Annotated in this window: 13 protein-coding genes; 3 read left to right on the top strand and 10 right to left on the bottom strand. The window is 65.7% G+C overall.

Features of this window, described 5'->3' with window-relative positions; translation table 11 throughout:
* Position 1: 1 nt before the first annotated feature.
* From ACNQR1_RS10980 to ACNQR1_RS10950, 7 genes are all read right to left on the bottom strand, one after another.
* Positions 2 to 1,093 (bottom strand): MmpL3/TtfA transport complex stabilizer, encoded by a 1,092-nt coding sequence (locus tag ACNQR1_RS10980; RefSeq protein ID WP_418046005.1) that lies wholly within the window; start codon positions 1,091 to 1,093, stop codon positions 2 to 4.
* 448 nt (positions 1,094 to 1,541) lie between these two features.
* Positions 1,542 to 2,216: a helix-turn-helix domain-containing protein gene (locus ACNQR1_RS10975; protein WP_418046003.1), complete on the bottom strand. Its 675-nt coding sequence runs from the start codon at positions 2,214 to 2,216 to the stop codon at positions 1,542 to 1,544.
* A 98-nt stretch (positions 2,217 to 2,314) separates the two neighbouring features.
* Positions 2,315 to 3,127, bottom strand: coding sequence for a methyltransferase domain-containing protein (locus tag ACNQR1_RS10970; RefSeq protein ID WP_418046001.1), 813 nt, complete (start codon positions 3,125 to 3,127; stop codon positions 2,315 to 2,317).
* Positions 3,124 to 3,876 (bottom strand): ABC transporter permease, encoded by a 753-nt coding sequence (locus ACNQR1_RS10965; protein WP_418050338.1) that lies wholly within the window; start codon positions 3,874 to 3,876, stop codon positions 3,124 to 3,126. The genes ACNQR1_RS10970 and ACNQR1_RS10965 overlap by 4 nt, the downstream gene beginning before the upstream one ends.
* Before the next feature lie 32 nt (positions 3,877 to 3,908).
* Positions 3,909 to 4,616, bottom strand: a complete 708-nt coding sequence (locus ACNQR1_RS10960; RefSeq protein WP_418045999.1) for an ABC transporter ATP-binding protein — start codon at positions 4,614 to 4,616, stop codon at positions 3,909 to 3,911.
* Positions 4,617 to 4,623: 7 nt separating this feature from the next.
* Entirely contained in the window at positions 4,624 to 5,079 is a 456-nt protein-coding gene (locus tag ACNQR1_RS10955) for a hypothetical protein (protein ID WP_418045997.1), read from the bottom strand.
* A 109-nt stretch (positions 5,080 to 5,188) separates the two neighbouring features.
* Positions 5,189 to 6,028 (bottom strand): N-acetylmuramoyl-L-alanine amidase, encoded by an 840-nt coding sequence (locus tag ACNQR1_RS10950; protein WP_418045995.1) that lies wholly within the window; start codon positions 6,026 to 6,028, stop codon positions 5,189 to 5,191.
* 242 nt (positions 6,029 to 6,270) lie between these two features.
* On the opposite strand from ACNQR1_RS10950, the gene ACNQR1_RS10945 reads away from it, so the two are divergent.
* Positions 6,271 to 6,972: a DUF3060 domain-containing protein gene (locus ACNQR1_RS10945; RefSeq protein ID WP_418045993.1), complete on the top strand. Its 702-nt coding sequence runs from the start codon at positions 6,271 to 6,273 to the stop codon at positions 6,970 to 6,972.
* On the opposite strand, the gene ACNQR1_RS10940 is transcribed toward ACNQR1_RS10945, so the two are convergent.
* The gene (locus ACNQR1_RS10940) at positions 6,945 to 7,844 is read right to left on the bottom strand and encodes an alpha/beta fold hydrolase (RefSeq protein ID WP_418045991.1); all 900 of its coding nucleotides are present in this window, start codon (positions 7,842 to 7,844) and stop codon (positions 6,945 to 6,947) included. The genes ACNQR1_RS10945 and ACNQR1_RS10940 overlap by 28 nt on opposite strands.
* 104 nt (positions 7,845 to 7,948) lie before the next feature.
* Between ACNQR1_RS10940 and ACNQR1_RS10935 the strand changes: the two genes are divergently transcribed.
* Complete coding sequence (locus ACNQR1_RS10935) at positions 7,949 to 8,551, top strand: TetR/AcrR family transcriptional regulator (protein WP_418045989.1); 603 nt, start codon at positions 7,949 to 7,951, stop codon at positions 8,549 to 8,551.
* 1 nt (position 8,552) lies between these two features.
* On the opposite strand, the gene ACNQR1_RS10930 is transcribed toward ACNQR1_RS10935, so the two are convergent.
* Positions 8,553 to 9,326: an amino acid ABC transporter ATP-binding protein gene (locus ACNQR1_RS10930; protein WP_418045987.1), complete on the bottom strand. Its 774-nt coding sequence runs from the start codon at positions 9,324 to 9,326 to the stop codon at positions 8,553 to 8,555.
* Complete coding sequence (locus ACNQR1_RS10925) at positions 9,323 to 10,693, bottom strand: amino acid ABC transporter substrate-binding protein/permease (RefSeq protein ID WP_418050337.1); 1,371 nt, start codon at positions 10,691 to 10,693, stop codon at positions 9,323 to 9,325. Before ACNQR1_RS10925 ends, ACNQR1_RS10930 begins: the two co-directional genes overlap by 4 nt.
* Positions 10,694 to 10,914: 221 nt before the next feature.
* Here ACNQR1_RS10925 and ACNQR1_RS10920 point away from each other — a divergent pair, with 221 nt between their 5' ends.
* Positions 10,915 to 11,832 (top strand): hypothetical protein, encoded by a 918-nt coding sequence (locus ACNQR1_RS10920; RefSeq protein WP_418045985.1) that lies wholly within the window; start codon positions 10,915 to 10,917, stop codon positions 11,830 to 11,832.
* Position 11,833: the final 1 nt, after the last annotated feature.

Genomic DNA, 11,833 nt, shown 5'->3' with positions numbered 1-11,833 from the left:
ATCAGGCGCCGGCGGCCTGGAGAGCAGGCAGCGCGTGCATCTCGACCGCGTCCGTCGAAGCCAGCTGCGAATACAGCGACTCGGCGACCTCGAAGACGTTGACCTGACCGGCGTAGTCGGCCACATACAGCCGGGTGCCGCTGTCGCGCAAGGCGATTGCGGAGGGCTGTGCGTGCACGTCCACGCTGCCCTGGATCTCGCTGGTCAGTGCGCACCACACGATGACCCGGTCGTAATCGACCAGGTAGGCGCGAGTGGCGTCGGGGCTCAGCACCAGCTGGGTCGGCGCTCCGCCGACCTCGACGGCGTCCACCACAGCACCGGCGGACAGGTCGACGGTATGGACCACACCGCGATGCTCAAGGTCGGAGGTCAGTACGTACGCCACACCATCGCCGATCGCGATGTCGCGGATCGGGGCACCGACCCACACGGTGGCCTGCGCCTGGGTGGTTTCGGTGTTCACGATGACCAGGCGGCTGCCACGCGAATCGGAGGTCGCGACATAGAGGCGCTTGCCGGTCGAGTCGATCTGCAGGGCATCGAGGTTGATGCCGGGGCCGGTGGCGATGTCGATGGTGCCCACACGCTCGGCGGTCGTGTCGATGACGGCGATGTCGATGCGCTCGTGGCCGGTGCGGCCGGCGAAGACGCGCTTGCCGTCCGGGCTGATGGCCAGCGCGGTGACGCTGAAGGCCAGCGGGTATTCGGCGAGCACAGCGCCGGTGATGGTGTCGACGGTGACGATCGAGTCATGTCCGGCGGTGGCGACGCTGACGTACGCGCGGTCGTCGGCGACCACGACGGCGAACGGGTCTCCGGCGAGGCGGACCGAACCCACCACACCCATGGTGTGGGGGTTGATCACGGTCAGGCTCTGCGCTGCGGTGTTGGTCACCACGACGGTCTCGCGGTCGGGATCGACGGCGATGTCACCGATCGGCCCGCGTCCGACCCCGGCCAGACCAGCCACGTCGATGTCGTCCAGGGCACCGTCGAAGGCGACGCCGCGGGCAGACATGTCGTCGATGGCGCGGTCATCGCGGCCAGTGCGCAGCGCTTCGACCAGCGCACGCAGGAAGTTGTTTGCCATCGTTATCGGCACCTCCGCCGGCAAGGATGTAACCGGCTCTAGATTCCAGGTCTATCTGCGCCGGGAGTGGCGCGGTTGCATTGAGTCTAGCGACGAAACCGACAGGTCCAGAACGAGTTCACAGCGAATGCGTGACACTTAACAATCCTCTCTCAGAATGCGCTTAGGAAAATCTTCGTTATCGACTCGTTACCTTTTGGTCGCATTTGATTAAATGCCTGTTACCAGGGACTTCCCAGCGTCGGCTGGACATGGCGCATTTCCCGAGCAGCGACGCCGTCAGTACCAATTCTTACCTTCCCCGGCAAAAGTGAGCGGTAGATCACACCGCGACACGCCAGCAAACTTTCTCAGGCGTCAACACGCGCTGACTGGCGGAGACGGCCGATTCGTGTTACCGGTGTGAAAATTGAGCCGTGCCAAATCCGTAGTTCGCTGCGCCCAGCAACTAGTCGGCGACCGGCTGCAGTACGAGACTCACCTCGCACGAACCGTGGCGGGCGTCGGGCTGAACCGTCACCGCGTAGCGACCCCCGACGACCTCGGCATTCAGGTCGACCACTTCTTGGATCATGCCCTGCTGGATACCCCGCACCACTTCAGGAGAGCCGACGGCGACCTCGGCCAGCGGACACGTGCAGATCTCAACGGATATCTCGCCGAACGAATTCAAGACGGAGCGGATCTGAAACCCCAGCTCACCGAGCGTGGCGACCACCAGATCGGCGATTGTCGTCTCACCGCGCCGACGCGCCACCCGCACCCGGTGCGCCAGGTCGGCACCGATCAGCAGCGCACGGGCTTCCCGCTCTTCCGGAGTACCGCCCAGATGGGCGGCGAACAGCGCGACGATGTCGGCGTAATCGAGCCGCGGGGCGATCTCGTAGGTCAGCCGCGGCCGCCCGACGCGCCCGGCACCGGACGTCCCGCTGCCACGGCGGACGGCCCCCTGACCTTCCAGCGTGCTCAGATGAAACCGCGCGGTGGTGACGTGGATCTGCAGCGTCTCGGCGATCTGCCGGGCGTCGAGCGGGTTGTCCGCTGCGCGCAGCAGGTCGAGGACCCGCTGCCGCTGTTGGCCGGCCGCGCGGTCCGACTCGACGCGATCACGATGCCGGGGCATCCACACATCATGCCCGGCGGCGGGCCGCCAATCGGAGTCGGCGGCGGGCCGCCAATCGGAGTCGGCCGCGGGCCGCCCATCAGTCCCTGGCGCAGCTGTCATTTCGATTCTGCGGCAGGGACCACGGCGACGATAGCCACCGCGGTCAGGTGCTCCCGGTAGCGGTTGAATGTCCCGCGCATGTGCAGTACCCGCTTGCGGGCGGCCGGATGTGTCAAGACGTTGCCGACAATCCGCAGCGCGCCCAGCACGCCCTCGTCGGCGATCACCCGGCGCGGCTGCAACAGCGCCATCGGGGCACGGTCGACACTGGAGATCTCGAATCCCGCGCTGGTCAGCAGCCCACTCCATTCGGCCACGGTCAGGGGGCGAGCGTTGACCTTGATGGCGCGGGCCATCTCGCGGCGGATGTCGTCCTTGATCTCGTCGGCCAGATCGTCAGGCATCAACCCCAGTTCGTGGATGGCGTAGCGGCCACCGGGACGCAGGATCCGGAAGGCCTCGTCGACGACGGCCTTCTTGGCCTTGTCCCCTTGCATGGTCAGCATCGCCTCGCCGACCACGACGTCCGCCGAACCCGCGTCCAGGCCGGTGGCCGAGGCATCGGCATCGACCAACCGGCCGCCGTTGGCCGCCACCACCTTCCGCAGTGGGGTCGAGGTTGTCGAACTGTCGTCGACGCCGACATACGACCGGGGTCGCAGCGCGGCGATATCGGCGGCGGTCCGGCCCAGCCCAGGCCCGAGTTCGACCACATCGGCATCGCCGATCCGGGCGGCACCGAGCAGCCGGGTGGTCAGTTCAAGGCCGCCTGGGCGCAGCACGCGCTTGCCCAGCCGGGCGAGCAGCCAGTGCCCGGGCAGGTCCGCGTCGGACCGCTGCGCCAGCGGCAGGTCGTTCTTGCCAGTCATTTCGGGATTCCTCCTCGCCGAGCTGTGCACCACGTACTGCACAGCGGAACAACGGAAAACACGGCGCACGTGTACGCCAGAGCGACATCAAAACCCCAGGGAGGGTTCAAGACGATGTCTTGTCCGGTGGCATAGATCCCGTTGAGGAACGGCATGAACCGTTGCAGTGAGTAGCCGCCGGGCAGGTAGCCAACGGCGGTTTCGATCACGTACACCCACAACAGGATCGCGCCGACCGCCGCGGCAGGTGTGCGGATCACCGTGCCCATGCCCAGTCCCAGACCGGCCGCGAAGAACGCGTACACCGGCACGGCCCACATCAGGCGCAGGCCATCCGGATCGATCAACGACACCTGCCCGTAGACCGACTCTGATATCTGCGGCAGTAGGACGAGCACCAGCGCGACCATGAAGCCCGACACACCAGCTCCGAGGAAGCCGTAGAAAAGCCACTTGCCCGCCAGCTCCGCTGATGTGCGTGGAACCGCAAATCGTCCGTATTGATATGCGCCAGATCGGAATTCGTGTGCCCGACCGTATGCCGCGGCCAGCGCGGTCACCACCACCGTCACGCTGATCACCCAGTATGCGGCATTGGTCGTCGACACCTGCTGGACGTAACTCTGACCCGGAATCCTGGCAAATCGTTCGGCCACATAGGCAATCAGGAACGTGATGGCAGCAGGCAGGATCACCGCGACCGGTACCAGAACGCTCCACAACGGACCACGGCCGCCGGTGCGGATCATCTCGGCCCGCGCGCTGCGCAGCACCTGCCCGCTCACGCGTCGGCCATCCCGAGCAGCAGGGCCTCCAGGTGCTCTCGCGGATCGGAACCAGGCGGGACGATCTCGTCGAGGCGGCCGGCGGCGGCAACCCGGCCCTGCTCCATCACCAACAGTCGATCGGCGGTCAATGCCACCTCTCCGAGGAGGTGGCTGGCCACCACGACAGTGCACCCGTCGGCGGCCAACTGGCGCAACAGCACCCGCAGCCAGGCGATGCCGGGGACGTCCAAGCCGTTGACCGGTTCATCGAAGATGAGCACCGGAGGTTGGGCTAGCAAGGCGCCGGCGATGGCAAGTCGTTGCCGGGCACCCATCGACAGTTTGGCGATGGGTCGGGGCCGGAGTCCGGCCAGGCCCACCTGGACCAGCACCTCGTCGATGCGCTCGCGCGCGATGCCTCCCAGTGCTGCCAGCCAGGACAAGTGGCGCCGGGCTGTGTGCCGCGGGTCCATGACCGTCGGGTCGAGGTGCACTCCGAGCACCTGCATGGGTTCTGCGCGACCATCGATCTGCTTACCGCACAACGTAACTGTGCCGCCGTCCGGGCGCTCCAGGCCCGCGATCACCCGCAGGAGGGTGGTCTTTCCGGCCCCGTTGAGGCCGAGCAGGGCGGTGACGGTCCCGGGCGGAAACGACGCAGTCACCCCGGCCAGCGCGGGAACGCCCGCGAAGGCCTTTGTCAGTTCGCAAACCTCGATCATCGGCAGGTCACTGGAAGTTGCACGGAATGGGCAGGCCCAGAGTGGAGATGCCGTTGCACATCGACTTGCTCGCCAGCTTCCACTGTCCGTCGAGGTAGCGCCATTCGGCAGGGATCTGCAACGTGGGCTGCCCTTGGCGGCTGCCGTTGATGACCGCGGTGTGGCTGGTGCCATCGTGGGTTTCGGGCCCGGTGACCACGGCTGAGCCCTTCGGTGCGCGGAAGATGCCGAGCCGGTAGACCATCTTCGGGACGATCACCGCCCGGGGTCCGCCTTCGAGTTGGGCGGCCTTCACGTAGTCGGGGGCCTGGCTGGCCACCAGTAGCTGGATCTGGGCGTTGAGCTCCTCCAGCGAGGGGAGTGGAGCCGTGATGGCGAAGTCTTCGGCAGCCGCCGGAGGCGCTACCGAGAGCGAGAGCGCCGTGACAACAGCGCCGGTGAACAGGAAAGTCAGGCGCTTCACCAGCAGCTCCTTAATTTAGAGGAGAAGTATTCGGTTAACCATAGAAGTTTGGTTAGCCTAAGACAACACCTTCGTCAGGATGCTGGACGCGCGAGTTAGCCCGAACGCGTCAGAGCCGCAGTGCGGCGGCGGTAGCCGGGCCGACGATGCCGTCGACCTTGAGCCCGCGGGTACGACGCTGGAATTCCTTGACGGCCGCTTCGGTCTGCGGCCCGAAGATGCCGTCGACCTCAAGATCCCCCGCATAGGACGCGTAGGCCGTCTTGAGCCGACGCTGCAAATGGGCCACCTGCGGGCCTTCCATCGGCCGGAACAGCAAGGTGTCGGTGTACTGGCCCTCGGGTACCGGCGGCCGAGGTGTCGGCGCAGGATTCGCGATGTCACCGATCTGCGCCTGGATGTCGGCGCGCAGGATGTCCATGTCGATGGCGCCGGGATCCCACTTCCCCTGTGCGCGGCCCGCATACTCCTTGTGCCCGATGGTGCGTTCGGACGTTTGCGCCAGCCGGCGATTGATCGCGGCGCAGCACCGAACCAACGCGAAATACTGTGCGTCAGGCCAGTTCTTGCGATGCGGCGCGGTGGGGCTGGTGCCGCTGTTGGCGCATTCGATACCGATCATGTGCCAATTGCCCATGTTCGTCGGCAGCCACGGATACATGCCGACCCCGGCGTGCCAGGCCACCCCGAGAGCCACCACCGTCACCGTGCCGTCACGCGCGATGTGCAGTTGCGACAATGGTCCGGGAAGGTCCGGTCGGCCGTTGGCGATCGACGCGGCCGAGGCCGTGTCCGATCCGGTGTGGTGCACCATCACCCCGCGGATGTCCTTGAAATCACCGTGCCCCCGCGTCCGCCACCCGGGATACTCGACGAGGTCGACACCTTCCGCCCGAAGCACATCGGCCAGCCAGACCGGGTCGCCGGTCCATCGTCCCGTCTGAGGCACCGAGATTCCTTTCCTTACGTAGCAAACCTTTTGTGAAATCAAGCCTACGCCCGGGGACCGACATCGCCCCGTGCGACGCACGGCGGTCAGACAGGTTATGCATCAACCGCTTTGCTCAACATCACCCCACCTGGAACCGGTTGCCCACCGTCGTTCGCGCGCGGATCAACCAGCAAATAGTGCGACGCGATGGCGGCACACTTTGCACCCGCACCGGCGGCCGAATGTGCGAGCATCTGCCCATGGACCCGAAGGACGACCCCGAGGCCCGCATCCGGGACCTCGAGCGCCCACTGGCTGACGCCGCTCGCACCTCCGAACTCGGGACCGGCGGCTCCGCCACTCCGCCCCCGACGCAGCCCTGGACATACGGGAACGCCTTCCCGCCCCCGCCCCCCGGACCGCCGGCACCGTGGCCGGGCTATGAGCCGTATCCGGTACCGCCGCAACCTCAGCCCAGCAGCACCGGCGGCGCACACTTGTTCCTGGTGTTCGGCGGATTCGCGCTGGCCCTGTTGGCCGGCGGTCTCGTGACGGCCTACCTGATGTTCAGCAAGACGGACGACACAGCAGGCGCCGACACCGACACAGTCACCGACAGCCAGTCGACGACCATCCGGCAGACAACGATCAACGGCGTACCGCTACCCGGATCCGTTGCACCGACCCAGGTTCAGGCAGGAGAGACGGTGATCGTCTCGGGGATCAACGAACACCGGACCGTCGAGTGCCGGGACAACACCGTGATCGTGAGCGGTATCCAGAACGAGCTGGAGATCACCGGTCACTGCGTCGCGGTGACCGTGTCCGGTGTCGAGAACGTCATCACCGTCGAATCCGCTGACACCATCGGGGTGTCCGGATTCGACAACCGGGTCACTTACCGCACCGGGGAACCTGACGTGAGCAAATCGGGTCAGTCCAACGTGGTCGAGCAGGGCTGACCGGATTCGGCCGCGACCTCGGGGGATCCGAGGAACTCGCACAACAACGCGACCAGCGGGGCCGGATTGTCCTCGGGCGCCCAGGCGTAGGAGTCGTCGATGAATTTCAGCGTGGCCCTGGGCAGCGTCCGGGCCAACCGGGGCGCTCCTTCGGCGGGGAAGTACCGCTCCTCGCGCGGCCAGACCACCAGGGCGGGCCGGTCGTAGCCGGCCAGCCGAGGTGAGTACTCCGCAAGGTACGCCGGCGACAGCCCGCCCAGGAATCGCCGGAAATCTTTACGCACCAACGGATCACTGCGCAGTGGCCGGAGATACTCGGCCATGATGTCGGCCGGGATGGGACGTTTGGTCGCGCCGCCGTAGGTGATCCGGAGCCGTTGCACGGGTTTGAGCCCGATGGCCTTCGACTGCAGCAGTCCGGCTCCCGGCAGGGAGGCGAGCCGGGACAGCACCTTGACCGGCCAGGGATCGGAGTCGAACGCGTTGGTCGCAACGAGCACCAGCGCCTGGACGCGCTGCGGGTGGCACGCCGCGACCACCTGCGCGATGTCGCCACCGTAGCCGTTGCCGACCAGTACCGCCTGCTCGATGTCGAGCGCATCGAACAGGTCGATGACGGTCCGGGCCAGACCGGGCAGGGTGAGATCAGCCGCGGGAACCGCCGGCGTGTGCGATCCCAGAGCCAGATCTGGTGCGATACAGCGGATCTGGTCACCGAACCGGTCGGCGAGCCCGCCGGCCACATGACGCCAGACCAGCCCGTTGGCCACCAGTCCGTGCAGGAACACGACGGGTCGACCGCTGCCGCATTCGCGTACCCCGACCTGACCGCAGGGCAGCTGGACCATCCGCCGGGAGCTGAGCATGTTCATTACCTGTCCTCTCGCCGCGAGCTTCGGGACATAAATCAATACAGACTGTATGGAAACACATGAACCGCCGAACATCAATACATACAGCTTGTTAAAATTCTCCGATGAGCGACGAGCCCCGCGACGGCCGCGAACAGCGCAGTGAAGCCACCCGATCCGCACTGGTCGCCGCGGCCCGCTCGCTCTTCGTCGAACACGGTTATGCGGCGGTCTCCACAGGAGACATCGCGCGCATCGCGGCCGTCACCCGCAACGCGCTGTACTACCACTTCCCCACCAAAGAGGCGGTGTTCCGGGCGGTCTACGAGAATGTCGAAGGCGAGCTGGCCGAGCGGGTGTTGCCCGCAGCGCTGGCCCACGACACCGGCAGAGCGCAGCTCGACGCCGGGATCGACGAGTTCCTCGACGGCTGCCTGGATCCCACCGTGGCCAGGATCAGTGTGCTGCAGGCGCCGGCTGCGCTGGGATTCGCGCAGATGCGCGAGATCGACAACCGCAACTACCTCGGCGCGCTGCGCGACGGCCTCCGCAGCGCCATCGACGCCGGCGAACTCCGGGACCTTCCTGTCGAGACCCTCGCATCGATGATCATCGGGGCGCTGGACGAGGCGGCCCTGCTGATCGCGACGGCCGACGACCCGGCCACGGCCCGCCGCGACGCCGGCAAGGTGGCCCGGGCGCTGGTCGACGGGCTCTTCGTGGGCTGAGCTACAGCACCTTCGACAGGAACTCCTGCAGCCGAGGATGCTTGGGGCTGTCGAAGACCGCGGAGGGAGTGTCGTCCTCGACGATGTTGCCGTCGGCCATGAAGATCACCCGGGACGCCACCTCGCGGGCGAAACCCATCTCGTGGGTCACCACCACCATCGTCATGCCGCCCTCGGCCAGGTCGCGCAGCACCTGCAGTACATCGCCGACCATCTCGGGGTCCAGCGCGCTGGTGGCCTCGTCGAACAACATGATCGACGGGTTCATCGCCAGCGCCCGGGCAATCGCGACACGCTGCTTCTGACCACCTGACAACGTGGCCGGTTTGACGTTGGCCTTCTCCGCCAGGCCCACCTGGGTCAGCAACTCCATCGCCCGCTTCTCGGCGGCCGCCTTGTCCATCTTCTTGGTCAGCAGCGGCGCCAGCGTCACATTGTCGATCACCGTCATGTGCGGGAACAGGTTGAAGTGCTGGAACACCATGCCGATGTGCTGACGAACCTTGTCCAGGTCCACTTTTCGGTCGGTGAGGTCGAACCCGTCGACGGTCACCTTGCCTGCGGTGATGTCCTCAAGCTTGTTGAGGCACCGCAGGAAGGTGGACTTGCCGGACCCCGACGGTCCGATGACACAGACCACCTCGCCCTTGCTGACCGTGGTGTCGATGCCGTCGAGCACCACCAGATCTCCGAATGACTTCTTCAGGCCCTCGATGCGGATCTTGACGGTGCCCTCGGGCTCGGCGGCCGCGGCTTCCGGTACCAGCTGGGTCATTTCACCATCCTTTTCTCGAGCCGGTCGGACAGCTTTGTCAGTGCCATGATGACGATGAAGTAGATGATGCCGATGATCAGCCACATGGTGAACGACTGGTAGTTACGGGCGATGATCAGCCGTCCGGTCTGGGTCAGCTCGGCGATACCGATCACCGACAGGATCGACGTGTCCTTGAGGGTGATGACGAACTGGTTGACGTACGACGGGATCATGGTGCGGACTGCCTGCGGCAGAATGACTTTGCGCATGGTCGGCAGATATCCGATACCGAGGCTGCGGGCGGCCTCCATCTGTCCCTTGTCCACAGCCTGGATTCCGCCGCGCACGATCTCGGTCATGTAGGCCCCGGCGTTGAGTGACAGCGTGATGATGCCCGCGGTCAGCGCCGTCATCTGGAATCCCAGCGCGGTCGGTATGCCGAAGTAGATGAAGAAGGCCTGCACCAGAAGTGGTGTGCCGCGGAAGATGTCGACGTAGGTGGTGCCGATGGCCCGCAGCACTATCGACCGCGACACCCGGAAGAGACCAAAGATGATGCCGAGCACCAGCGCGATCGCGATGGACACCACCGTCAGGATGAGCGTCATCTTCAGGCCGGCCATCAGGAACGGGAAGGTGCTCTTGATCAATCCGAAGAACGAGTTGTCGGCCTCCGAAGCGCCCTCGCCGAGGTACTTCTCGACGATCTCTTCGTAACGGCCGGAATCCTTGAGTTCCTTGAGACCCGCGTTGAACTTGCTCAGCAGTTCGGCGTTGCGGCCTTTGTTCACCGCGAACCCGTAGCTGGAGCCCTTCTCCTTCGGCGTCACGGTCTTGAATCCGTTGCCCTGTTGGATGCCATAGGCGAGCACCGGGTAGTCCTCGAAGACCGCCACGGAGTTACCCGTCTTCACTTCCTCGAACATCGACGCGGAATCGGCGAACGAGACGATCTGGAAGCCGTACTTGTCCTTGATCGACTCGGCGAACTCGGCACCCTGGGTGCCGTTCTTGACCGCGACCCGCTTGCCCTTGAGGTCGGCGTAGGACTTGATGTCCTCGTTGCCGGCCAGCACCGCCATCTGTACGCCGGATTCGAAATACGGGTCGGAGAAGTCGAAGACCTTCTTGCGTTCGTCGGTGATCGACATGCCGGCGATCACCCCGTCGGCCTGATTGGCCTGAACGGCCTGCAGCGCAGCGTCGAAACCCAACGGTTTGATCGTGATGTTGAACTTCTGGTTCGCCGCGATCTCATTGATGAGATCGATGTCGATGCCGACGAATTTCCCGTCCACGTCCTGGAATTCGAACGGCGCGAACGTGATGTCGGTGGCGACGATATAGGTCTCGCCCTCGGCGGAAGCGTAGGCCGGGGCCAGCATCGCGGCCCCGAACAGCCCGACCAGCAACGCCACGACGGCGGCCGTCAGCCGTTGCGGGGACCGGAATACGCCGGCGATACCCTCGCCCGACGCGGATTCGGCTCTCATCGTCCAGTCTCCTATCCAGGTGCGAAACGACGAGTCCTCACGCTATCCCCGCAACATCGATTAGGGCGGGATTTCCGGGGGCACGGCGGAGGCCACCGGCTTAGCATCGCTGTATGGCCAAGCCCCTGAAGCCACCGCGAGCGCGGTTCGGGGACAGGTCACGGATCAAGTCACGTTCGTTCGGCAAGCGCAACGACGGCGTGGTGTTCAATGCATCCGGGGTCGTACAGGTGGCACCGGATCGGTTCGTCTTCATCGACAATCACGACGCCACAGCGGTTTTCGAGATCACCCTGGATCGCGACGACGACGAGCTGAAGCAGATCCGGCGACGTGATCTGGTGGGAGTGACGGAGCAGCAGCTCGGCGATCTCGAGGGGTTGACCCGCCTCGACGCGAACGGCCGGACCTACCTCATCGCGGCTTCGTCATTGTCCGTATCGGATGCGCAGGTCAATGACGGATTGGTCCGCATCAGCTACGCCGACTCCGGTAACCTGCGCGCCGAACCGATGACGGGGTTCCGGTCCTGGCTGTTGGCACACCAGCCCGCCTTGGCCGCGGCGGCTTCATCCGAACCCGACGACGGCGGACTCAACGTCGAAGGCGTGGCGTGGGATCCGGGCTCCTGCGCGCTGCTGTTCGGGGTGCGCGGGCCTGCCGAGCCCGGGCGGGTGACGATCATCGAGGTGCGCGCGGCCGCAGGCGGCCCGTGGTCCACGGATTCCCTGGGCGCCCCGGTCACCCGGACCCTGCGGGTGCCTCATTCGGAGGCACTGCAGGGCATCCGCGACATCTCCTACGACGAGCGGTCCGGCGAGTTCCTGATCTTGCTCGGCAAGTCGTTGAGCAGGAAGGCCGAGCCGTTCGCGCTGTGCACCTGGACGCGCGGCGCCGACGCGGTCCGGGTGACCGGTGCGCGGTTCCACGAGTCGATGAAGCCGGAAGGGTGCACCGCGTTCTACCGGGACGGCGAACGACGGATCCTCATCGTCGACGACCGCGGCGGCTACGCGGTGACCGACGGTTGAG

It is taken from the genome of Mycobacterium sp. 48b, assembly GCF_048282725.1.
GTDB lineage: Bacteria > Actinomycetota > Actinomycetes > Mycobacteriales > Mycobacteriaceae > Mycobacterium.
Note: the sequence above shows the minus strand (reverse complement) of the source record. Positions and strands in the feature narration are given on the sequence as shown.